The organism is Curvibacter sp. AEP1-3, assembly GCF_002163715.1.
Lineage (GTDB): Bacteria > Pseudomonadota > Gammaproteobacteria > Burkholderiales > Burkholderiaceae_C > Allorhodoferax.
In genome coordinates this window covers 140401-163946 of record NZ_CP015698.1, presented here as the reverse complement: position 1 = coordinate 163946, position 23546 = coordinate 140401, and the positions used below count along the sequence as shown (strand labels likewise).

General features: G+C 58.4%; 18 protein-coding genes, 1 tRNA gene and 1 riboswitch. Of the genes, 12 read left to right on the top strand and 7 right to left on the bottom strand.

Annotated features, from left to right (window positions below; translation table 11 throughout):
* Nucleotides 1-64: 64 nt before the first annotated feature.
* The 5 genes from AEP_RS00760 (at nucleotide 65) to AEP_RS00740 (ending at nucleotide 6985) form a co-directional block, all read left to right on the top strand.
* On the top strand, nucleotides 65-2611 hold the full coding sequence (locus AEP_RS00760) for a PAS domain-containing sensor histidine kinase (RefSeq protein ID WP_232459890.1): 2547 nt from the start codon (nucleotides 65-67) through the stop codon (nucleotides 2609-2611).
* Nucleotides 2612-2615: 4 nt separating this feature from the next.
* Nucleotides 2616-3242 carry a response regulator transcription factor gene (locus tag AEP_RS00755; protein WP_087493629.1) on the top strand — a complete coding sequence of 209 codons (627 nt, stop codon included), beginning with the start codon at nucleotides 2616-2618 and terminating at the stop codon, nucleotides 3240-3242.
* 70 nt (nucleotides 3243-3312) lie between these two features.
* The gene (folD, locus tag AEP_RS00750; RefSeq protein ID WP_087493628.1) at nucleotides 3313-4191 is read left to right on the top strand and encodes a bifunctional methylenetetrahydrofolate dehydrogenase/methenyltetrahydrofolate cyclohydrolase FolD; all 879 of its coding nucleotides are present in this window, start codon (nucleotides 3313-3315) and stop codon (nucleotides 4189-4191) included.
* A 50-nt stretch (nucleotides 4192-4241) separates the two neighbouring features.
* A complete protein-coding gene (locus tag AEP_RS00745) occupies nucleotides 4242-6299 on the top strand; it encodes a M3 family metallopeptidase (RefSeq protein ID WP_087493627.1) in 2058 nt (685 codons plus the stop codon).
* Between the two features lie 50 nt (nucleotides 6300-6349).
* Nucleotides 6350-6985: a glutaredoxin domain-containing protein gene (locus AEP_RS00740; RefSeq protein WP_087493626.1), complete on the top strand. Its 636-nt coding sequence runs from the start codon at nucleotides 6350-6352 to the stop codon at nucleotides 6983-6985.
* Nucleotides 6986-7098: 113 nt separating this feature from the next.
* Here the strand turns inward: AEP_RS00740 and AEP_RS00735 are convergent.
* The 5 genes from AEP_RS00735 to cysS form a co-directional block, all read right to left on the bottom strand.
* Nucleotides 7099-7191 (bottom strand) — tRNA-Ser (locus AEP_RS00735).
* Nucleotides 7192-7296: 105 nt separating this feature from the next.
* Nucleotides 7297-8277, bottom strand: a complete 981-nt coding sequence (gene tilS / locus AEP_RS00730) for a tRNA lysidine(34) synthetase TilS (RefSeq protein ID WP_087493625.1) — start codon at nucleotides 8275-8277, stop codon at nucleotides 7297-7299.
* Between the two features lie 17 nt (nucleotides 8278-8294).
* Nucleotides 8295-9272, bottom strand: coding sequence for an acetyl-CoA carboxylase carboxyltransferase subunit alpha (locus tag AEP_RS00725; RefSeq protein ID WP_087493624.1), 978 nt, complete (start codon nucleotides 9270-9272; stop codon nucleotides 8295-8297).
* A gap of 47 nt (nucleotides 9273-9319) precedes the next feature.
* Nucleotides 9320-9973, bottom strand: a complete 654-nt coding sequence (locus AEP_RS00720) for a DNA-3-methyladenine glycosylase family protein (RefSeq protein WP_087493623.1) — start codon at nucleotides 9971-9973, stop codon at nucleotides 9320-9322.
* Complete coding sequence (gene cysS / locus AEP_RS00715) at nucleotides 9973-11349, bottom strand: cysteine--tRNA ligase (protein ID WP_087493622.1); 1377 nt, start codon at nucleotides 11347-11349, stop codon at nucleotides 9973-9975. The genes AEP_RS00720 and cysS overlap by 1 nt, the downstream gene beginning before the upstream one ends.
* Nucleotides 11350-11532: 183 nt before the next feature.
* Between cysS and AEP_RS00710 the strand changes: the two genes are divergently transcribed.
* From AEP_RS00710 to AEP_RS00690, 5 genes are read left to right on the top strand one after another with little or no spacing between them, the layout of a single operon-like run.
* Nucleotides 11533-12696 carry a nuclear transport factor 2 family protein gene (locus AEP_RS00710; RefSeq protein WP_087493621.1) on the top strand — a complete coding sequence of 388 codons (1164 nt, stop codon included), beginning with the start codon at nucleotides 11533-11535 and terminating at the stop codon, nucleotides 12694-12696.
* 28 nt (nucleotides 12697-12724) lie between these two features.
* Nucleotides 12725-14002: a L,D-transpeptidase family protein gene (locus tag AEP_RS00705; protein ID WP_087493620.1), complete on the top strand. Its 1278-nt coding sequence runs from the start codon at nucleotides 12725-12727 to the stop codon at nucleotides 14000-14002.
* On the top strand, nucleotides 14002-14583 hold the full coding sequence (locus AEP_RS00700) for a peptidylprolyl isomerase (RefSeq protein WP_087493619.1): 582 nt from the start codon (nucleotides 14002-14004) through the stop codon (nucleotides 14581-14583). The genes AEP_RS00705 and AEP_RS00700 overlap by 1 nt, the downstream gene beginning before the upstream one ends.
* Nucleotides 14584-14586: 3 nt before the next feature.
* A complete protein-coding gene (locus tag AEP_RS00695; RefSeq protein WP_087493618.1) occupies nucleotides 14587-15093 on the top strand; it encodes a peptidylprolyl isomerase in 507 nt (168 codons plus the stop codon).
* 5 nt (nucleotides 15094-15098) lie between these two features.
* The gene (locus AEP_RS00690) at nucleotides 15099-15893 is read left to right on the top strand and encodes a UDP-2,3-diacylglucosamine diphosphatase (RefSeq protein ID WP_087493617.1); all 795 of its coding nucleotides are present in this window, start codon (nucleotides 15099-15101) and stop codon (nucleotides 15891-15893) included.
* Here the strand turns inward: AEP_RS00690 and AEP_RS00685 are convergent.
* Both AEP_RS00685 and AEP_RS00680 read right to left on the bottom strand, forming a co-directional pair.
* A complete protein-coding gene (locus AEP_RS00685) occupies nucleotides 15890-17506 on the bottom strand; it encodes an HD family phosphohydrolase (RefSeq protein ID WP_087493616.1) in 1617 nt (538 codons plus the stop codon). The genes AEP_RS00690 and AEP_RS00685 overlap by 4 nt on opposite strands.
* A gap of 80 nt (nucleotides 17507-17586) precedes the next feature.
* Nucleotides 17587-20319: a DUF349 domain-containing protein gene (locus tag AEP_RS00680; RefSeq protein ID WP_087493615.1), complete on the bottom strand. Its 2733-nt coding sequence runs from the start codon at nucleotides 20317-20319 to the stop codon at nucleotides 17587-17589.
* Between the two features lie 939 nt (nucleotides 20320-21258).
* Between AEP_RS00680 and AEP_RS00675 the strand changes: the two genes are divergently transcribed.
* Nucleotides 21259-22077 carry a lytic transglycosylase domain-containing protein gene (locus AEP_RS00675; protein ID WP_087493614.1) on the top strand — a complete coding sequence of 273 codons (819 nt, stop codon included), beginning with the start codon at nucleotides 21259-21261 and terminating at the stop codon, nucleotides 22075-22077.
* Nucleotides 22078-22112: 35 nt separating this feature from the next.
* A riboswitch (ZMP/ZTP riboswitch) is annotated at nucleotides 22113-22242 on the top strand.
* A gap of 44 nt (nucleotides 22243-22286) precedes the next feature.
* On the top strand, nucleotides 22287-23531 hold the full coding sequence (gene glyA / locus AEP_RS00670) for a serine hydroxymethyltransferase (protein WP_087493613.1): 1245 nt from the start codon (nucleotides 22287-22289) through the stop codon (nucleotides 23529-23531).
* Nucleotides 23532-23546: the final 15 nt, after the last annotated feature.

Sequence of the window (23546 nt, the reverse complement as noted above, 5' to 3'; positions counted from 1 at the left end):
TATTTATGCTGCTTTGCAGCACTTGAAAACAGTGCGCCACCAGACCCTCCTCTACACTCGGGCAATGCCTTTTTACAAAGTGATCTCATTGCCCAAGCCGCTGGCAATTCCAACGGTGGATGGCGCCAAACGCTGGTGGCACCGGCTGACCCCGCACCGCCAGGACCGGGTAGCCATGTTGGCCCCACTGGCCGCGGTGTTATTGTTTTTTGCGGCCATCGTGGCCGCCTTGGGCTACCTGCGGCTGGAAGAAATGGACCGCGAGCAGGAAGCCGTGCAGCGCGACGTCGAGTACACCCAGCAACGCCTACGCCTACGCCTGCTCGAGCGGCAGGAACAGATCACCCGCATCGCCCGCGAACTCGCCAACCGTGAAATTGATACCAACGACTTCAAGTTACGCGCAGCGAACCTGCTGGACCAGTACCCCGAAGTCCAGGCCATGGCGTGGGTGGATGAGAAAAAGCGCACCCGCGCCAGCCAGGGCATGGGGGCCAATGCGATCGGGCCGTACCACATTCCGGGTGATGTGCTGCTCAAGGATGACCGGGATACCGGTTACTCCCTCACCCGCCAGCTCAACCAGCTCCTGTATATCCAGCCGCCTTTGGCCAAAGATGAAGCGCCGCTCCTGCAAATGTTCATTCCCCTAAACAACAAGGGGCGTTTCTCGGGTGTTCTGATCACCGAATATTCAATCGACGGGCTGTACCGCTATGGCGTACCGTCTGAGGTGTCTGCCCGTTATGCGATTTCGCTGCAGGATTCCGCTGGGCGGCTGCTGGCGGGTACCAGCATTCCGGGCCGCAAGCTGGTCAGCCGCTTCCTGCCTTGGGCCAGCCCGGGCAATGAGTACTCCATGCCCGTCTCGCCGGTCGGCTCGGGCCTGGTCATTCGCGCTCAGGCTTACCGTGCCTCTTTGGGCGTGATCGGCAGCGGCTTGTTCTGGCTGGTGAGTGCCTTGAGCGTCTTGACAGCCTGGATGCTGATCGCCAACTGGCGCCACACCCGCAGGCGTTTGCAGGCTCAGCAAGCGCTCATGTCGGAAACCAATTTCCGCCGTGCCATGGAAAATTCCATGCTTACCGGCATGCGAGCCATGGACTTGCAGGGACGCATCACCTACGTGAATGCGGCCTTCTGCCAGATGACGGGCTGGACCGAGTCCGACCTGGTGGGACGAACAGCCCCCTTCCCCTATTGGCCTGACAGCGAACGTGAACACGTGGCTGCAAGGCTGGAGGAGGAGCTGACCGGCAACGCTACTCCCGGCGGGATACAGGTGCGTGTGAAGCGAAAAGACGGCAGCCTGTTCGACGCCCGCTTGTATGTCTCTCCGCTGATTGACGCCATGGGCACCCAAACCGGCTGGGTGACCTCCATGACGGACATCACCGAGCCCAACCGGGTTCGGGAACAGCTCACTGCTTCGCACCAGCGATTCACCACCGTGCTGGAGGCACTGGACGCGTCCATCTCCGTGGCCCCTTTGGGCAGCGACGAACTTCTGTTTGCCAACAAACTCTACCGGCAGTGGTTCGGCGTACAAGCCGGCGGCCACTTGCAGCTGGTAGCGGAGGCGGGCATGCCCAACAGCCCGACCAACGACGACTCGGATGACAGCGTCGACTCCTTCGCCGGCCTGCCGACCACTACCTTGCCTGACAGCGATCCTGAAAGTGCAGAGATTTTTATTGAGGCGTTAGGCAAGTGGCTCGAAGTGCGCACCCGTTACCTGAGCTGGGTGGACGGCCGTTTGGCCCAGATGGTGATTGCCACCGACATCACCACCCGTCGCCTTGCCGAAGAGCAGGCCGCCACCCAAGCGGAGCGCGCCCAAACCGCCAGCCGCTTGATCACCATGGGCGAAATGGCCTCCAGCGTGGCGCATGAGTTGAACCAACCTCTCACCGCGATCAACAACTACTGCAACGGCATGGTCTCGCGCATCAAAGACAAGCAGATCACCGAGCCGGACTTGCTGGTCGCGCTGGAAAAGACTGCAAAGCAGGCACAGCGCGCGGGTCAGATCATTCAGCGCATCCGCAGTTTCGTAAAACGCAGTGAGCCCAACCGCACGCTGTCTGAGGTGTCCACCATGGTGGCCGAAGCGGTGGAGTTGGCTGAAATAGAGTTACGGCGCTTCAACGTGCGCCTGAACCACTACGTCGCGGCCCGCATTCCGCAGGTCATGGTGGACCCGATCCTGATTGAGCAAGTGCTGGTCAACCTGCTGCGCAACGCGGCTGAATCCATAGACTCTGCGCTGCGTCAAACCTCGGACCGCATCGTGGAGCTGCGCGTATTGCCTAAGCGCATAGACGATAAACCTGTTGTGGAATTTTCAGTACAGGACACCGGCAAGGGACTGGCGCCCGAAGTCATGGCCCGCCTGTATGAAGCGTTCTATTCCACCAAGGCTGATGGCATGGGCATAGGACTATCCCTATGCCGATCCATCGTCGAGTCCCACCTGGGGCGGATGACCGCTGAGAACATCTACAATGGAGATGACGTTGTGGGCTGCCGGTTTTCATTCTGGGTGCCCTTGAACGACACCGGTACGCTGACCTACTCGGAGCCGCCGGCCCCCCAACCCAACCTCGGATAACTGAATGAGCTTGATCCCCAAAAAAGGAACGGTTTACGTCGTAGACGATGACGAAGCAGTGCGCGATTCGCTGCAATGGTTGCTGGAGGGCAAGGGGTACCGGGTTCGGTGTTTTGATTCTGCTGAGTCTTTCCTGAGTCGCTATGACGCGCGTGAGGTTGCCTGCTTGATCGTCGACATCCGAATGGGTGGCATGACGGGCTTGGAACTGCAGACCCGCCTGATCGAAGCCAAGTCTCCCCTGCCTATCGTCTTCATCACCGGTCACGGCGACGTTCCCATGGCCGTGGACAGCATGAAAAAAGGCGCCATGGATTTCATCCAGAAGCCCTTCAAGGAAGACCAACTGGTCAGCCTCGTGGAGCGCATGCTCGACCACGCCAAGGACACCTTTGCCGACTACCAGTTGGCCGTCAACCGTGACGCCCTGCTCTCCAAGTTGACCTTGCGTGAAAGCCAAGTGCTGGAGCGCATCGTCGCTGGCCGCCTGAACAAGCAAATTGCGGATGACCTGGGCATCAGCATCAAGACGGTGGAGGCGCACCGCGCCAACATCATGGAAAAGCTCAGTGCCAACACGGTGGCCGACCTGCTGAAAATTGCACTCGGCCAGAACGCCCCGAAAACCTGACGCTACAAACTTTATAGCTACCCGCGCCCGCTCTGCCTCCGCTGCGGGCGTTTTTACTTCAAGATCAAGAATGACTGCTTCCACTACTGCCCAGATCATCGACGGCAATGCCCTCGCCGCCCAACTCCGCTCCGACGTTGCCCGCCGCACCGAAGCACTCAAGGCCCGCGGCCTCACGCCGGGTCTGGCTGTGGTTCTGGTTGGCGACAACCCTGCTTCTCAGGTCTATGTGCGCAACAAGGTGAAGGCTTGCTCCGATGCGGGCTTGCATTCGGTGCTGGAGAAGTACGAAGCCAGCATGACCGAAGCTGAGTTGCTCGCCCGGGTAGAGGCACTCAACAACGACCCGTCTATCCATGGCATCTTGGTGCAGCTGCCCTTGCCCGCACACATTGATGCCAACAAGGTCATCGAATCCATCGCTCCTACCAAAGACGTGGACGGCTTTCACATCGCCAGCGCCGGCGCGCTGATGGTTGGACAACCCGGTTTCTGGCCCTGCACTCCTTACGGCTGCATGAAGATGCTGGAGAGCATCGGTTATGACTTGCGTGGCAAGCATGCCGTGGTGATCGGCCGCTCCAATATCGTGGGCAAACCCATGGCCATGATGTTGCTGCAAAAAAGCGCCACGGTCACCATGTGCCACAGCGCAACATCCGACCTCAAAGCGATGACTTTGCAAGCCGATGTGATTGTGGCGGCGGTGGGCAAGCGCAATGTACTGACAGCCGACATGGTCAAGCCAGGTGCCGTGGTCATCGATGTGGGCATGAACCGCAACGACGAGGGCAAGCTTTGCGGCGATGTGGACTACGCTGGCGTCAGCCAGGTGGCCGGGTACATCACTCCGGTGCCCGGCGGCGTGGGCCCCATGACCATCACCATGCTGCTGGTCAACACCATGGAATCTGCAGAGCGTGACGCCGCTGCGCGTGGCCTTGTTTAATCACGCTTCGCCCGCATCTGCATAGCTCTGAATCGCACACCTCCGGCACCATGAATCCACTGCTCCAAAACGCCCCGCTCCCTCTTTTCGACCGCATCACACCAGCTGACGTCGGCCCGGCGGTAGACGAACTCCTTGCCAAAGCCGATGCTGCTCTGGAGCAAGTAACGGCAGCATCTTTTCCGGCAGAGTGGACGGCCATCGCGTCGGTGCTGGATGTGGCAACCGAACGCTTGGGTTTAGCTTGGGGTGCCGTAAGTCACTTGAACAGCGTGGCAGACAGCCCCGAGCTGCGTGCCGCGTACAACGCGGCCCTGCCCAAGGTGACGGAGTTCTGGACCCGTCTCGGTGCCGACGAACGCCTGTTTGCCAAGTACAAAGCCATCGACACAGCCCGGCTGAACGCAGAGCAGTTGCAAGCACACAAAAATGCCGTACGCAACTTCGTACTGGGCGGCGCCGACCTGCAAGGCGCAGCGCGCGAACGGTTTGCCGAGATCCAGGAAAAGCAGGCTGAACTGGGGCAAAAATTCAGCGAAAACACGCTCGACGCCACGGACGCCTTCAGCTACCACGCCACTCTGGCTGAATTGGACGGTGTACCTGCCGATGTGGTGCAAGCTGCCCGCAGCGCTGCAGAAGCTGAGGGTAAAGAAGGCTACAAACTCACGCTCAAAATGCCGTGCTACCTGCCGGTAATGCAGTTCGCTACCCGCAGCACCCTGCGCGGCATGCTCTACAGGGCCTATGCGACCCGCGCATCCCAAGAAGCTGCCGAAGAGTTCCGTAAATTCGACAACACCGAGGTCATCAACGGCATTCTGGCCCTGCGTAAAGAAGAAGCCCAGCTTCTCGGTTACCCCGATTTCGCCACGCTGTCGGTGGTGCCCAAGATGGCAGACTCTCCTGACACCGTCATCCGCTTCCTGCGGGACCTGGCCCGCAAAGCACGCCCCTTCGCAGAGAAGGACGTGGCCGACCTGCGCGCTTTTGCCAAGGAAGAATTGCAGCTCAACGACCCGCAGCCATGGGACTGGCCGTACATCTCCGAAAAGCTCAAAGAGGCCCGTTACGCCTTCAGCGAGCAAGAGGTCAAACAGTACTTCACCGCCCCCAAGGTGTTGGCCGGCCTGTTCAAAATCATCGAAACCCTGTTCGATGTGGAAATCAGCCCGGACTCCGCACCGGTCTGGAACCCCGGCGTGTCGTTCTACCGCATTGAGCGGGTCGGCCCTCAAGGCCGCAACCTGATCGGACAGTTTTACCTGGATCCGACCGCCCGCAGCGGCAAGCGCGGTGGCGCCTGGATGGACGATGTGCGCACCCGATGGCTGCGTCCCGACACTGGCACCCTGCAAACTCCGGTCGCCCACTTGGTCTGCAACTTTGCCGACGGCGTCGAAGTAGACGGCCTCAAAAAACCGGCACTGCTCTCTCACGATGATGTGACGACACTGTTCCACGAGTTCGGCCACGGCCTGCACCACATGCTGACCCAGGTGAACGAGCGGGATGTATCCGGCATCAGTGGCGTGGAGTGGGATGCAGTGGAACTACCCAGCCAGTTCATGGAAAACTTCTGCTGGGAGTGGAATGTGCTCCAGCACATGACCGCCCATGTGGATACCGGCGAACACTTGCCACGCGCATTGTTCGACAAGATGCTGGCCGCCAAGAACTTCCAGAGCGGCATGCAAACCCTGCGCCAAATTGAGTTTGCTTTGTTTGACATGCTGTTGCACTCCCAGCACACGCCCGGCGACGACATCATGCCGCTGTTGAAACAAGTGAGGGATGAAGTTGCCGTGCTGCAATCGCCGGCTTGGAGCCGCACCGCGCATACGTTCAGCCACATTTTTGCCGGAGGCTACGCGGCAGGCTATTACAGCTACAAGTGGGCAGAGGTACTGAGCGCAGATGCCTACGCGGCCTTTGAAGAGACCGTGGGAGCTGACGGCAGCGCAAATCCGGAAACCGGAAAACGCTACCGCACAGCCATTCTCGAAGCCGGGGGCAGCCGGCCCGCCATGGAGTCCTTCAAGGCTTTCCGCGGCCGTGAACCCTCCTTGGACGCTCTATTGCGCCACCAAGGCATGTCTGTCCAATAATCGGGCTGATGCAACCGACTCCATCGCTTCAAACCTTAAGGATCACGACCATGGCTTCACGCACTTCAATGGCACTGGGCTTGGCACTGCTGGTGATGGCAGGTGTCACGCAGGCTCAAGGCGTTTATAAAATCGTAGGGCCGGATGGAAAAGTCACGTTTTCCGACAAACCTCCTACCGCGGCCCAAAGCGCAGCCGGCACTGCAACGCCGGTCACACCGGGTGGCAATGCCACAGGTGCAGATCTGCCATTTGAATTGCGGCAGGTCGTCTCCAAATACCCGTTCACCTTGTACACATCGGCCCAGTGCGCCCCGTGCGACTCAGCACGCACGTTGCTGAAATCCCGCGGTGTGCCCTTTAGCGAAAAGACAATTGCAACCGCAGAGGACAGCGAGGCCCTGCAACGCCTCTCTGGCGAGTCCACCTTGCCTTATGCCACCATAGGCGCACAAAAACTCAAAGGTTTCTCCGATACAGAGTGGACCCAGTACCTGGATGCCGCTGGCTACCCCAAGAACCCGATGCTGCCCAAGTCCTACCGTTACCCGGCAGCCACGCCGTTGGTCGCCGTGCAGAAAGCCACGCCCCCCAAAGCGGAACCTGTGGCCAAGCCTGCTGAAGTTGCACCACCACCAGCCCCGTCGGCGCCATCACCGTCCAATCCGGCCGGTATTACGTTCTAGGCGAAAAATTGCAAAAAAAAGCCCGATACCAGTCGGGCTTTTTTTTGGGCGATAAGCCCCTGAATGCAGGCAAAGAAAAAGCCCCAAGCAGCGAACTGCATGGGGCTCTGACTTGGCGGAAACGGAGGGATTCGAACCCTCGATGAGGCTCTACACCCCATACTCCCTTAGCAGGGGAGCACCTTCGGCCACTCGGTCACGTTTCCTGACAGGGGATATTATCTCACGACTCAGACCCGTTTTTTTAAACTCAGGGCTGAAAGCCATGCCTTCACGGCAAGTTCCCCCCAGTTCGATGTCTGCAATGGTCTTTATTGTCCGGAATGAAATGAAGCCACTTGCCATTCGAGCGTAGCGCCTCGCCGCGTCACGAATCCATTTCCCACTTTGAGGTGAATGCGGTGACCCCGCGTTTTGCACGCTTGCACCTGCTTACGCAACTCCAACAACTGGGAAGCTTGGGGAATCACACCATGCCCGAGTTTCAGCCAGCGCCGCAGTACATTCGACTGCCGCGCAGGCGAGAGCGCTTGCAGACTGCGAATGTCAGGCCGACCGGTCGCCTCACGCTCCACCGCCCGCCAATCCTCATCGGCCATTTCAGCCAAAAGAGCTTCCGCCTCCGCAGCGTGGCGGGCACTCCGGGCAAAAGTCTCCAGAAACTGTGGAAAAACCCGCTGCAATGCGGGCAACAACTCAGAGCGGATATGGTTGCGGGTATAGCGATGGTCAGCGTTAGTGGGGTCCGAGACCCAGGGCTCATTGTTGGCTACCAGCCATCGTTTGAGCGCGTCACCGGCGACCTGTAGCAATGGACGAAAGAAATGGACATTGCCGCGCTGCCATTGAGCAGGCATGCCGCTAAGACCAGCCAGGCCTGCGCCTCTGCCAAGAGCCAGCAACACTGTTTCTACCTGATCATCAGCATGTTGGGCAATTGCTATAGATTTAATAGCTACTCCCGCACATTCCATCTGCGCCAGAGCATCAAAAGCCTTATATCGTGCAATGCGGGCAGCATCTTCCGGGCTTTGCCCGGGAACTGCATGGGCATGCACTGCCTCCACATGCAGCGGAATACCGAGACGACTGCACACGCTTCGGCAATGGGCTTCAAAGTCAGCAGCCGCCGCTTGCAGCCCATGATTGACGTGAATGGCCACCACCTGCCCCGGCCATTGCCGGGCACAAGCCACCAGCAAGGCCGACGAATCCGCGCCACCGCTGTAGGCCACCCCCAAAGGCAAAGCGGGCTCAAAGGCCCGCATCGCTTGGTCAAATGACTGTGTCATGCAACACGGTCTGGCATTTACTTCCCGGCAGCCTTGGTATCAGTAAAGCGGCCGTAACTCTGTAAACGCTCATAGCGACGATCGACCAATTCTTTGACTTTGAGATCGCTAATCTGGCGATAAGCATCCGACAACGCACGCTTGAGGAAGGCAGCAGCTTGCTTGGTGTCGCGATGTGCGCCACCTACCGGCTCGTTCACGATCTTGTCGACCAGCCCCAAAGCTTTCAAACGGTGGGCGGTGATGCCCAATGCATCGGCAGCTTCCTGCGCTTTGTCGGAGGTTTTCCAGAGAATAGAAGCGCAGCCTTCCGGGCTGATCACCGAGTAGACCGAGTACTGCAACATGATGACCTGATCGGCCACCGAAATCGCCAATGCGCCACCGGAACCACCTTCGCCGATGATGGTAGTGATGATGGGTACTTCCAGCTGTGCCATCTCAAAAATGTTGCGGCCAATAGCTTCTGACTGACCGCGCTCTTCGGCGTCAATGCCGGGGTACGCACCAGGAGTATCCACGAAGGTGAACACCGGCAATTTGAACTTTTCGGCCAGCTTCATCAAGCGCAGGGCCTTGCGGTAGCCCTCGGGCTTGCTCATGCCGAAGTTGCGCAGACCGCGCTCTTTGGTGTCACGGCCTTTTTGTTGGCCGATGACCATGCAAGGAGTGCCATTGAAACGGGCCAAGCCGCCCACGACACTCAAATCGTCCGCAAAGTGGCGGTCGCCGTGCAGTTCGACGAAATGGGTAAAGATTTCGCTAACGTAGTCGAGGGTGTAGGGGCGCTCAGCGTGACGAGCGATTTTGGTGATCTGCCAAGGGGTCAGGTCACTGTAAATGTCTTTGGTGAGTTGCTGGCTCTTCTTGCTCAGCTGATCAATCTCCGCAGAGATATCCACTGCCGATTCATTCTGGACGTAGCGCAATTCTTCAATCTTGCCTTCAAGCTCCGCAATGGGCTGCTCGAAATCGAGGAAAGTCTTTTTTGCCAACGTTTTTCTCCTTCTTGCGGTACTGGCACAGCCTGTGCCGGCACCCGTTAGTACGCGACCGGTAGCGGGTCGAGAGACCGCCAAATATACCAAGTTGCAACGCTGCAATATGGCGCCCAGGCGGCGGCAACCTCGCGCGCATCGCTGCGGCTCACCACATCGCCCGAAAAATAGTTTTGGCTGATGCCGGTGATCAAACCGTCGTCATCCAACGGCAGCACGTTCGGACGCATCAAATGGAAGATCAAAAACATCTCCGCCGTCCAGCGGCCGATACCGCGAATGGACACCAGCTCGGCGATGATTTCCTCATCTTCCATGCTGTCCCAGTCTTTAACGTGCAAGGCTCCGTTGTCGAAATGCAAGGCCAAATCCACCAGATACTCCACCTTGCGGGCACTCAAACCGGCGGCGCGCATGTCGTCCACTTTTAGCTTAAGCACGTTGGCCGGTGTCAGCTTTTTGGGCAAGACGGCGAATCGATCCCACACGGTTTGGGCCGCCTTGACGGAAATCTGCTGCCCGATGATGCTGCGTGCCAAAGTCACGAATGCATCACCGCGGGTCTGCAAACACGCGTCCCCGAACTGGGGGATCAAGCGCTTCATCACCCGGTCTTTCTTCATCAGGTGCTTACAGGCTTCTTCCCAGAAATAGGGCGTAGTAACCACGTCAGCCGCGGCTGTGGGGGCAACGGCCATTACTGCGCTACCTCCCATGTGGTACCGGCCGCAGAATCCTTCAACACAATGCCCTGGGCAAGCAAGTCTTTGCGAATCGCGTCAGCTTGAGCGAAGTCTTTGGCCGCTTTGGCTGCTGCACGGTCAGCAATACGTTGCTGGATTGTGGCTTCATCCAGCACCGCGCCTGATTGCAAATAGGCGCTGGCATCAGCCTGCAGTAGCCCGAGACAAGCGCCCAGTGCCTTTAACAGGGACGCAGCCTCCACAGATTTGGAGCGATTTACCTCTCCCGCAAGCTCAAACAACACAGCCACCGCCTCAGGGGTGCCGAAGTCCTCATCCATGGCGGCCTTGAAACGGGCGGCAAACGGATTGCTCCAATCAATACTGATTTCTGTTGCTTGTACTTGACTGAGCGCTGTGTACAGGCGCTTTAGGGCCTGACGTGCGTCATCCAGATGGGCGTCGCTGTAATTCAAAGCGCTGCGGTAATGGGCCCGCACAATGAAAAAGCGCACAGTTTCTGCGTCGTATTGGCGAAGTACATCGCGAATGGTGAAGAAATTCCCCAGCGACTTGCTCATCTTCTCGTTGTCGACCCGCACAAACCCGTTGTGCATCCAGAAGTTCGCCAAGGCTTGCCCGTGAGCCCCTTCGCTTTGGGCAATTTCGTTTTCATGGTGTGGAAATTGCAGGTCTGCACCACCACCATGAATATCAAAAGTTGTACCCAAGGTTGCGCAACTCATGGCCGAGCATTCGATGTGCCAGCCCGGACGACCGGTACCGAACACACTTTCCCACTTGGCTTCCGGGGGCTCCTCCGGCTTTGCCGACTTCCACAGCACAAAATCCAGCGGGTCTTCCTTGCCATCCAGCACGGCGACACGCTCGCCTGCACGCAGTTCGTCGAGCGACTTGCCGGAAAGCTTCCCGTAACCTTCGAACTTACGGACCGAGTAATTGACATCGCCATTGCTGGCGCGGTAGGCCAGCCCTTTGGCCTCCAGCTCGCCGATCAAGGACAACATCTGGGACACATATTCAGTGGCACGGGGCTCCACCGACGGTGGTTCGATGTGCAAGGCACCAATATCCGCGTGCATGGCGGCAATCATCTCGTCGGTCAGTTGGCGGATGGTGATGCCACGTTCCACCGCTCGCCGGATGATTTTGTCGTCAATGTCAGTGATATTGCGCACGTAGGTCACTTGCATGCCGCTGGCTTTCAGCCACCGCTGAACCACATCAAACGCCATCATCATCCGTGCGTGGCCGATATGACAGAGGTCGTAAATGGTCATACCGCAGACGTACATCCGCACATGGCCGGGCTCAATCGGGGTAAATGGCTGCAACGAACGCGTCAGCGTGTTGAAAATGCGCAAACTCATGGGCTTCAAAGACCTGAACACAAAAACAGCGAGCCCGCTACAACACCAAGGGTCATATAGGGGCTCGTTAGGAATCTAAACGGGGGTTGCCGCGGGGCGGGACGCAAACCCCTCAGCTACAATGCAGCGCAGTATAAAGCCCCACGACGAGGGCTTCTCCCAGCGCAAGAATTCAAAGGCAATATGAAGCAAGCCCCCACCAAGGTTTTTACCGCAATCCGTTGGATCGCACTGGCTGCCACACTCTCTTTTGGAGTTGCACACGCCGATGACTACTCCGACGTAGCGCAACTGGTCCGCAACGGGAAATTGCCGGAAGCCATGATCAAGGTGGACCAGTTTTTGGTCGCAAAGCCGAGGGATCCCCAGATGCGCTTCCTCAAAGGCGTCATCCAGCGCGATTCGGGCAAAACATCTGAGGCGATTGCAACATTCACCCGCCTGACTGAAGACTACCCTGAGCTCCCTGAGCCCTACAACAATTTGGCAGTGCTGTACGCGGGCCAGAGTCAGTACGACAAAGCACGCACGGCCTTGGAAATGGCTATCCGCACCAACCCCAGCTACACCACCGCCCATGAAAACCTAGGTGACGTGTACGCCAAGCTGGCCAGCCAAGCCTATGGCAAAGCATTGCAACTAGACAGCAGCAACGCTGCGGTCGCCCCGAAATTGGCCCTGATCCGCGAGCTCTTCAATCCCGCGGCAGCTAAAGGACAGCGTCCCACAACCGCGGCAACTTTGCCTGCTACGCCAGCTGCCACCGGCAACGTACCTTCTGCGCCAGCTGTGACCAAACCGGCCCCTTCTCTGCCGGATACCCCGGTCGCCAAGGCTCCTCCCACCTTGCCGGCGACAGTGACCAACAACAAACCAGCGGCGGCTGCGCCAGCGGCCGTACCAGCAGCGGCACCGGCTCCTGTTGCCTCATCCACTCCCGCACCCGCGGCTGCACCTGCAGCGCCAGCACCGGCCAAACCAGCTCCGGCGGAATCCAACAGCAATGCAAACGCACAGAAGGACGTGGAAAGTGCGGTCCGGAATTGGGCCAAAGCTTGGGCTGCACGTGATGTAAAGGGCTATCTTGCTGCGTACGGCAAAGACTTCGCTACACCATCCGGTACCAGCCGCGCTGCCTGGGAAGACGAGCGCCGCCAGCGAATCACCAGCAAGTCCAAAATCAGCGTGAAGCTGGAAAACCTGAACATCAGCGTAAACGGGAACAAAGCGACAGCCAAGTTCCGTCAGGATTACAAGGCCAACGAATTGGCGGTGTCCAGCCGCAAATCCCTGGATCTGGTCAAGGCCGGTGACCGCTGGGTCATCGTGCGTGAATCCGTGAACTGAAGTCCAGACTTCCCTGACCAAGGTGTTCATGAGTCCTTTTCTTGCGCTGCGCAGCAGCTGCTTGTCGCGTCTGGCCTTGCCGCTGGCGACGATGGCGTTCTTCGGCCTTTCCGCTGAAATGGCAGCGGCCAACGGCCGCAACGACAAAAAGGAAGCCAAGGCAACCGTAGTCAAGCAGGCGCCCCAATCGTTGGACGCGGGTGGTGTAGCGGAAGCTAGGCTCATTGAAATCTACAACCTGATTGGCCAGGGAGCAGGCAAAGATGCCTTCTTGAAGGCTGAACAGCTGGCCACCGATTTGCCGAACTTCCAGTTGGCACAACTGGTGTACGGCGATTTATTGGTTGCAAGAACACGCCCTGTCAGCACCCTGGGCGATGTACCTGCTGCGATGGCCAAAGATGGCAGCAATACGCTGAAGGAACTCCGCGAAGAATCGCTGAAACGCGTCAAGGCACTCAAAGAGCGCCCCGTGCCCGGAACCATTCCTGTCCAGTTCCTGCAACTTGCCCCCAGCACGCGCCATGCTATTGCCGTGGATGCCTCCCGCTCGCGTTTGTATCTGTTTGAGAACACTCCCACCGGCTTGGCGCTGATGGCTGATTACTACATTTCTGTAGGCAAGGCCGGCACATCCAAAACTGTGGAGGGTGACCAAAGAACTCCATTGGGCGTGTATTACATCACCAGCAACCTCGACCCGAAGTCGCTAAAAGATTTTTACGGCTCCGGGGCTTTGCCTATCAGTTATCCCAACGTACTGGATGCAAAGCGCGGAAAAACCGGCAGCGGTATCTGGCTGCACGGTACACCACCCACCCAATTTTCACGCCCGCCCCTCGCCACTGACGGCTGTGTGGTCCTCGCAAACCCGGATCTGGACCACATCATTCGAACCGTCGCAGTCCGCGCAACTCCTGTGGTGATTGCTCAACAACTGGAATGGGTGGCCCCGTCCAAGGCAAAAGCAGCGAGCAATGGCTTTGAAGAGGCGCTTTTTGCCTGGCGAAATGCCAAAACGGCGGGGGATGTGAACCAGGTTCTCTCTCATTACACCCAGGACTTCAATAGCAACGGCAAGTCTCTGTCTCAATGGACCCCCCTGCTCCGTGGCGAGATGGAAAAAACCAAAGGACGAACCATTCAGCTCAAAGACGTGTCTTATCTGCACTGGGTAGACAGCTCCGAGACCATGGTTGCCACGTTTGGCGAAGTCGCTGAAGGGTCCCGCATCGGTTGGACCAAGCGCCAGTACTGGACGCGGCAAAACGGTCAATGGAAGATTTTTTACGAAGGAGTCCTTTGATGGGCTATCGATTGCAAGCATTCGCTCGTTCTTTATTCGTTTTGCTCGCCATGGGAGTGGCATGCGCTTCGTATGCACAGGAGCAAACCACCAAAGTCGTATTTCAGACCACAGCCGGAAACTTCACCGTGGAGCTCTATCCTGACAGAGCGCCCAAAACGGTTGAAAACTTTGTGCAATATGTGAAAGACAAGCATTACAACGGCACCATCTTCCACCGCGTGATTCCCAACTTCATGGTCCAAGGGGGCGGATTCAACCCTGCGATGCAGCAAAAGGCGACCCGCGCGCCTGTTCCGCTCGAAGCGAATAACAAACTAAAAAATGACCGTGGCACCATCGCCATGGCACGTACCTCAGACCCCAACAGCGCAACGGCACAGTTCTTTATCAATGTGGTGGACAACCAGAACTTGAATGCACCACGTCCGGATGGTTACGGGTACACCGTATTCGGAAAGGTGATTCAAGGCATGGACACCATCGACAAAATCCGTACAGTGCCCACGACCAGTGCCGGCATGTACCAAGACGTCCCTCAAACCCCCATCGTTATCAACTCAGCCACATTGGCTCCCTAAATCATGAGCAATCCTCAAGTCGAACTCCATATCGCCGGCTACGGTGTCATCACCCTTGAGCTGGACCAAGACAAAGCACCCAAGTCCACCGCCAACTTTCTGGCCTACGTGAACAAAGGGCACTACAACAACACCATCTTCCACCGTGTGATCCCCGGATTTATGATCCAAGGCGGCGGCATGGAGCCCGGCATGGCCCAAAAGACCACGGATGCTCCCATCGAAAACGAAGCCAACAACGGCCTCAAAAACGCCATCTACACCGTGGCAATGGCCCGCACTGGCGATCCACACTCTGCAACTGCCCAGTTCTTCATCAACGTGGCAGACAACGGCTTTTTGAACCACACCGCCCCCAGCATGCAAGGTTGGGGCTACGCAGTCTTCGGAAAAGTAGTAGCCGGCACCGATGTGGTCGACAAAATCAAGGCCGTCAAAACCGGTCGCAAGGGTTTCCATGATGACGTGCCCAAAGAAGACGTCATCATTGAAAAAGCCGTCGCGCTGTAAACCTCATGCCGCCAGTGGAACTGAACGCCCCGCTCCACTGGCGGCAAGTGGATTTCATTTCTGATCTCCACCTCCAAGCATCCGAGCCCGGCACCTATGCGCTTTGGGTGCAGTTCATGCAAAACACCACCGCAGATGCCCTGTTTATTCTTGGCGACCTGTTTGAAGTCTGGGTGGGTGACGATGTTTTGGATAACCCGGGAACCTTTGAAGCAGCTTGCGCAGAGACGATCCGGCTGACGGCAACGCGCCTGCCTGTCTACTTCCTGCACGGCAATCGGGATTTCTTGATGGGCGCACGGCTCGCACAGGCCGCTAACGCCACACTGCTACAAGACCCAACCACCTTGCACTTTGCCGGCAAACGGACGGTTTTGACTCACGGCGATGCTTTGTGCCTGGACGACAAAGACTACCAAGTCTTCCGCAGCATGGTGCGCTCTGACGCATGGCAGCGGGAATTTCTATCCAAACCTCTGTCGGAACGGCAGCACATTGCTGCTGACATCCGCGCACGCAGCGAAGCACAAAAGACCTCTGGGTTTGAATATGCCGATGTGGACGATTTTGCCGCTTGCGAACTGCTGAACTCGGCGTTTGCAGACGTCATGATCCACGGCCACACCCACCGCCCCGCAACCCACACTCTGGCTGGTGGGCATGCGCGTTGGGTGCTCAGTGATTGGCATATCCATGGTGCGCACCACCGGGCGGAAGTTCTGCGCTTGCAAGTTCCAGCGACCGGAGGTGACGCGGTGTTCAGCCGACTGCCACCCGGAGATTGCGGGCCCATGTCCTAGCCGGCTGCAGGTTCTACTTCGTCAATCTGCCACGGGTCCAGGAACTGCTCGGCATAACGCAAATAAACGCGCTCCTGCACGAACACGTCGAACAAATCGGGGTCGATATGCCCGGTATCCCGGAACTTGGTCATGATCTGCATGGCCTGTGAGAGCTTCATCCCTGGCTTGTAGGGTCGGTCTTTGGCGGTCAGTGCTTCAAAAATATCGGCGATGCCCATGATGCGGGCCTGGACAGACATCTGGTCCCGCGTCAGGCCCTTGGGGTAGCCTTTGCCATCCATACGCTCATGGTGGCCGCCTGCATATTCCGGCACATTGCGCAGGTGTTTGGGCCATGGCAGCTGCTCCAGCATTTTGATGGTGGCCACTATATGGTGATTGATGATCTCCCGTTCGGCGGCCGTCAGCGTGCCGCCACGGATACTGAGGTTTTCCATCTCATCCGCAGAGAGGAACTCGGACTCCAACCCGTCCGGATTTCGCCAAGTTGTCTGTGTGCCAATCGTGCGAACACGCTGTACAGCAGCATCGCTCATGTACTCGGTTCCACGATTGGCCTGGCGGAGGAATTCACGGTCAGCGTCCGAGGCGTCTATATCGGTACGCGCTTGGGCCAACAGGGCTGCCTCAGCGGCGGGGTCTTTGACGTCGCGCAGCGCCAATTGGGCGCGCAAGGCCTCCAGCTCACGATCTCTTTTGATGACCTCAAACCGCGTATCTACCAGCGCAATGCGGTCAAACAAGGTTTGCAGTTTGGTGGCTTTATCCACCACGTGCACCGGCGTGGTGACTTTGCCGCAATCGTGCAACAAACCTGCAATCTTGAGTTCGTAGCGATCCCGCTCCCCCATCTGGAAGCCGGCCAAAGGCCCATCACGGGTCTGATCCGCCGCTTGAGCCAACATCATGGTCAGCGCGGGTACGCGCTCACAATGGCCTCCGGTGTAATGAGACTTTTCATCGATCGCCACGTTGATCAGGCTGATAAACGACTCAAACAGCGACTCCAGCTGCGTCATCAGCCCCCGATTGGTAATGGCAATGGCTGCTTGGGACGCCAAAGACTCTGCCAGGCTCTGGTCTGAGGTGCTGAAGCTGCGCACCTGCCCGGTGACGGGATCCGTAGCATTAATCAACTGCAGAACCCCGATCACGTCCCCCTCATGGTCTTTCATTGGTACCGTTAAGAAGGACTGGGAGCGATAGCCGGTGCGCTCATCAAAGCGCCGTGTGCCGGAAAAGTCGAACTCGGCAGCGGTGTAAGCATCAGCGATGTTCACCGTCTGGTTATGCAGCGCCGAATAGGCCGCCACGAGGGAGTCGTTCGGGCGCCCGTCCACACCGTGCAAAGGCAGATCGGGAAAATCAATCGGCTTGCCGGAAACCCCGCCCATCGCCATATTGAGAGAGGCCGTCCTAATGATTTCAAAGCGCAGAGCAGTGCGGTCGTCCGTGACACGGTACAAGGTACCTGCATCCGCATGGGTGATGGATTTGGCCGCCAGCAGAATGCTGTCCAACAAACGGGCAATATCCCGCTCGCGGGACAGCGCCGTACCGATCTCGTTGAGCTGCTCCAATCGGCGCAGCAGGTCATCTACAGAGTCCACACAACCCCCTCTCAAGAGTGCCCTCCCTCGGGGGCCGGACTGATTGTTTCACAAGCAGCCCGGTTATCCAACCGCCGGAATCAGCGTTTGAGCAGCACTTTGAGTACGTTTTGCAAGCGGCGTGCCTGCGCAGCGTCAAACTCGGCAGAAAGCACCTTGGACGTGTCTTCAGCCCAAGTTTGTGCAGGTGCAGGATCGTTGCGGCGGGTCAGCAATTGCAGCTGCAAGCCGCGGCGAGCATCCAGATGCTCCGCCGGCGTGGGGACCTCTGCTGCCATTTCCAAGCGCAACAGATATTGTGCTGCAGCTTCGGCCTTGACAGATGCCCCGGCACCCAGTGCCTTGGACCAAGCAGTACGGGCCTGCGCTGCCGCACGACCACCCAACTCTTGAGCCGGGGGCAACAAGGCCGCGTCACGCTTTTCCCAGGCGGTGAGAACCTGTACCAAGGCCTCGCCATGCGCTTGTGCAGCCAGCTTTTTGAGCGCCTGTTGGGCGTTTTCAAGCGCATCACGCTGTGCGCGGAACGCTGTATCTCCCAAACGGGGGGCGCTGGACTGGGGCACACGGCTGCGATCGCCAAAGCCACCGCGGTCATCGCGACGGGGGCCACGGTCACCGAAACCGGGCTTTCCGCCGTCACGCGCATCACGCCCACCCCGGCCTGCGTCTTTGCGGTCACCCCACTTGGAAGCGCGTGGATCCAACGGCGTTTCCTTTTTCATGCCGGGGCGGTCGTCGCCACGCACCGCCACCACCGGCCTGGGTGCGGGCTTGGGCGCAGCAGCCGGGGCAGCGGGTGCGGCATCTTCAGCTGACTCCACTTCAGCAGCAGCTGAATCTGCTACGTTTTCTGTAGCTGCTTGCGCAGTATCCACGGGCGCTAGAGCCTGATTTTCCACTTGTGCAAGGGCTTGGGCAGCCTGCTCGTTCGCACCCGCAGCGGCGACGTCGGCCTGGGCTTGTGCTTGTCCATGGAGCGCAGCATCCAATGCCGCCATGGCCGCACGGATGGCCTGCGCATCGCCGGACGCATTGGCGGCTTCCAGCGCCTTGGCAGCATCCAGCACCACGCGGTCACGGGCGCCCAGTGCGGCTTCCGCCTTTTCACGCTCCGCGCTCTTGCGGTTGAAGGCTTCGTCAATCGGCTTGCGGAACGCATCCCAGAGCTTTTGCTCCTGACGGCGATCTACAGGAATGGCGTGCGCCTGCGCTTGCCAGCGTTGCTGCAGGGATTTGACTGCATCAATCCGCAACACCGGCATGGCGCCCAGTTGCTTGGCTTCTTCAATCATGGCCTGACGGGCAGCCAGGCTTTGGGCCTGCACAGCCTCCAGCGGAGCTGCAGCCTCGGCAAAAGCGGCCTTCCACAAGGGTTGCAGCTCTGCAAACATTTTTTCACCCACGTGCCCGGCATCACGCCAGCGTTCGGAGAACTGATGCAGGATGCGGTTAAAGCCCTTCCAATCATCGTCCAAGGCGGTGCGGTTGGCCGCCGCCCAGCCTTTGATTTCTTCAATCAAAGCCAAACGCTGGGCACGGTGTTCGGCAGATTCGGCCTTGACCTTTTCCAGCCAGCCTTCCACCACTTTGTAGGCTTCGTTACAGGCTTCATCAAAGCGTTTCCACAGTGCGTGGTTGGGCACGCCGCCCTGGTCGGTTTGCTTCCATTGGTCGCGCAGGGAGCGCAAGGTTTCCTGCATCTTGCGCCCACCGATGGCCTGGCCTTCGGGACGCTTGAGCAGGCCCTCGGCCTTGCCCACAAGCTCTTCGCGGATCTGGTCGGCGCGCCAGCGCTGCCAACCTTCGAGCTCGCCGGCGGCTGCCAATGCGGCATGGGCCTGGTTCTCGAGCTTGGTATCAATCAGCTTGCCGAATTCCTTGAGCGCATTGCGCAAGGCGCCTGCAGCGCCGGCGCTGGCCTTACCATGGCCCTCGCCTACTTCTTGTTCTACCGTGGCCAGTGCGGCTTTGACGGCAGCATTGGCGCGGGCGCGCAGCTCGGGGTCCACCTTGGGCTTGGCCACTTTGGGCTCGGCCACGAGGGGAACACCGCGGGCTACGCGGATTTCATCCGCCCAAACGGGGACGGGTGGCAGAGGTGCCGCAGCATCTTGGGCTGCAGCCACAGCCACGGCGAGTGCTGCCTGAAAGGCATCCCACACCACCAGGAGCTGGCCTTTGGAGGCATCCAGCAAGGCCGGGAATTTGACATCCACGCTCACCCAGTTGGTGTTGGAAACCAGTCCCTCGGCCTGACCCTGCCAATGCTGCACATCGGTGCGCAAGGCGTCCAGTGCGGTTTGTGCATCGGCCAGAGGCTTGGTGGACAACACTTCTATGCGCTGGGCGAGCAATACCGCTGCCTCGCGCTGTACCTGTACCTGATGTTGGAGGTCCTCAATTCCCCGCACACGCTCGGCGAGCTGGGTCTTGAGAGTCAACAGAGGCTCTTTGCTCAACGGTGCACCGGCTTTGGCCGCGTCACGCTGCCAAGCCAATGCATCCGCAATATTCAGTTTGCCCGTGTCAATCAAGGCTTGCGCCTTGGCTGCCCACTCAGCGCCTAGCACTTCTTGGCCCTTGGCCCGGCGGGCTTCGTCCAACTTCTCGCGCACGAGCTTGGCTGCGCCCTTGTCTTTGACACTGAGTTCTTTGAACACATCGGCCAGTTGCTCAGGTGCGGGTTGGGTCAGCAACCACTCCCGGATACGGGATGCCCGTTCCCCCGCCGTGGCGGCGGTAAATGCACCGCCGGTCAGGCGGTCCAGGGTAGCGGTATCAATGGGTTTGGCAGTTTGGTTCGACGTCACAGCGGGCTCAGAAAGTAATTGGTGTGGAATAAGCAACCGCGTATTTTCGCTGGGTTTTGCTTGCTTGCCTGATGATTTTGCCCAGACGGCTGCGGCAGCATGCTCATGCCCGGGGCTGAAATCATCGCATTCAAACACTTTACAGCTGTAGCGCTCATGGAATATGCGCAAACAGCTACATTTTTAATAGCAAACATCTAGACTGAAGGACTGGAGATCCTATGCAGGCACAGATGAACTTTCCTTGGAAGACAGAAGTGTCTCTATATAAATGTGCACGTACCAGATGAGCGCTTGTCAAAGAGCGGCTTTGGGGAGGGTTCGTTTAAAGACCGTATTGCCCAAAAGAAAGCCCGGCGCATGGACTCCAAGTCCTCTGCACCGGGCTCGATGGCGACCCCAAGGGCCATGCCATCCGGTTTGCCGCGGATGAGTTGGATGTCAACCAGCGGACTTGAAGGCAATCGATTGCCTCCGACAAAGGCCGGGGCCGCTTTATCACACACGATGGGTGGACTGGCTACTGCCGGCATTCCACCTGCAACTGCAGGCTATGGAACGATAGGCACACCTTGAGGCGAATGCAAAAATGAAAATCTATGCGCAGAAGCTTTCTGATTGTCTGGTTAAGCAGCGCCCACAAAAAGCCTCTAAATCGCCTTTCCCAGAGGGAAAAAGGCATTTTTACAAACTGTCAAGCATATAGATTTCATTTGATATGGTTGACTTGACATATAAAGCCCTCCTAGAATCCGCCCATTCTTAAATCCCGACTAGGGATTACCCGCCCCGCTGCCGAACCCGGCATATTCAAATCGCTGCACATGTCGAGACGACGCCGCAGGATATTGATAGCGTACCAACCCAAACGAGGTGACTGAACTGCCAGCGCTCCGAAGAGCCTTGCAGCCAAGCCTCCCCGCCAAAGAAGGAAGAGCTATGACAGCGACTACCCGACTGACCAAAGGCATTCGCACTGTTGCGAACGATATTGCCCAAGGCTTTTTTGAGATTTCCCACAACGGCTTCGCCCTCCTCGGCTTGGCTGTGATGTTTGCCATCATTGCACTGACCGTTCGCCCAGAACTCCGCCAGGAAGGCGAAGTCCGCCTGATGGGCTGGCTGCAAGACCGCCACATCCAAGCTACAGGCTTGGAAGTAGAAGCCGACGCAGTAGAGCGTGCAACAGCCAGCAACCCCCAAGACCTGCCCAAACAGCAAGCGGCGGTGGCCTACTGGCTGAGCAAGAAGTACGACGTCGCGCCAGAGCCACTGAGTGCACTGGTGGCTGAGGCCTATGAAACTGGCCAACGCTCCAAACTGGACCCCACTCTGATTCTTGCCGTGATGGCCGTGGAATCCGGTTTCAACCCTTTTGCGCAAAGCCACGTAGGCGCGCAAGGCCTGATGCAGGTGATGACCAAGGTGCACAGCGACAAGTACGAAGGCTTTGGCGGCAAGATGGCCGCCTTTGACCCGGTTTCCAACTTGCGCGTGGGCGCCAAAGTGCTCAAAGAGTGCATTGCCCGCGCTGGCTCCATCGAGGGTGGACTGAAGTTCTATGTGGGCGCAGCTAATATGGAAGCAGACGGTGGCTATGCTGCCAAAGTGCTGGCTGAGCACACCCGATTGCTGAGCGTGGCCGCCGGAAAACCTGTTCCGATGATCGCCCCGACACCTGTTAAGGCTCCTGCAACTCCTGCGCCCGATGCGGCTCCCGCTGTGGAAAACGTGGCGAGCCTGATCCATTCTTCCTGAACAATCGCCGGGCCTTGCCCGGCTCGGTTAAACTCTCACCCGCACGCGACTGGCGATAGGCGCTGACTTCCTCAGGAAGCCGGTTGCTGACGTGGGACACCACTGGGAAGCGTGCCGCATGACCTGCGCGGTTTGTGCGATCAGCCGTTCGCCTGGGCAGCCCTGTTGTCACCATTGACCCACAGGCCCGATCTCCTCAAAGGACTGCCATGTACGACCGCAACATTCTTGTTGAACAAGCCGACCCCGAACTCTGGACCGCCATCCTGGCCGAAAATGCTCGCCAGGAACACCACATCGAGCTGATTGCCAGCGAAAACTACGCCTCGCCTGCCGTAATGGCAGCCCAAGGCAGCCAGCTGACCAACAAATACGCCGAAGGCTACCCCGGCCGTCGCTACTACGGTGGCTGCGAGCATGTGGATGTGGCAGAACAACTGGCCATCGACCGGATCAAGCAAATCTTTGGCGCTGAAGCGGCCAACGTACAACCCCATTGCGGCGCGTCGGCCAACGAAGCGGTGTTCCTCGCCTTCCTGAAGCCCGGCGACACCATCATGGGTATGAGCTTGGCTGAAGGCGGTCACTTGACCCACGGCATGCCTCTGAACATGAGCGGCAAGTGGTTCAACGTGGTTTCCTACGGTTTGGACGCCAATGAAGCCATCGACTATGAAGCCATGGAGCGCAAGGCGCACGAAACCAAGCCCAAGTTGATCATTGCCGGCGCATCTGCCTACTCTTTGGCCATTGACTTTGCGCGTTTTGCCAAAGTGGCAAAAGACGTTGGCGCCATCTTTATGGTGGATATGGCCCACTACGCCGGCTTGATCGCTGCAGGCGTCTACCCCAACCCCGTCCCTCACGCAGACGTGGTGACCTCCACCACCCACAAGAGCCTGCGAGGCCCTCGTGGCGGCATCATCTTGATGAAGGCCGAGCACGAGAAAGCCATCAACAGCGCCATCTTCCCCGGCCTGCAAGGCGGCCCTTTGATGCATGTGATTGCTGCCAAGGCAGTCGCTTTCAAAGAAGCTCTCACCCCCGAGTTCAAGGCCTACCAGGCCCAGGTGGTGCGTAACGCCAAGATCGTGGCAGAAACCCTGACCGCACGCGGCCTGCGCATTGTCAGCGGTGGCACCGAAAGCCATGTGATGCTGGTGGACCTGCGCTCCAAGGGCATTACCGGTAAAGAAGCTGAGGCCGTTTTGGGCGCGGCTCACATGACGATCAACAAGAACGCCATCCCCAACGACCCCGAAAAGCCCATGGTGACCAGCGGTATCCGGGTGGGCACTCCTGCAATGACTACACGCGGCTTCAAGGACGAAGAAGCCCGCGCAACGGCTAACCTGATTGCCGATGTGCTGGACAACCCGCGCGACGAAGCCAATATTGCTGCCGTTCGCGCCAAAGTCCATGCCCTGACCTCGCGCTTCCCGGTTTACAAGTAAGCAAGGTCAATTCAC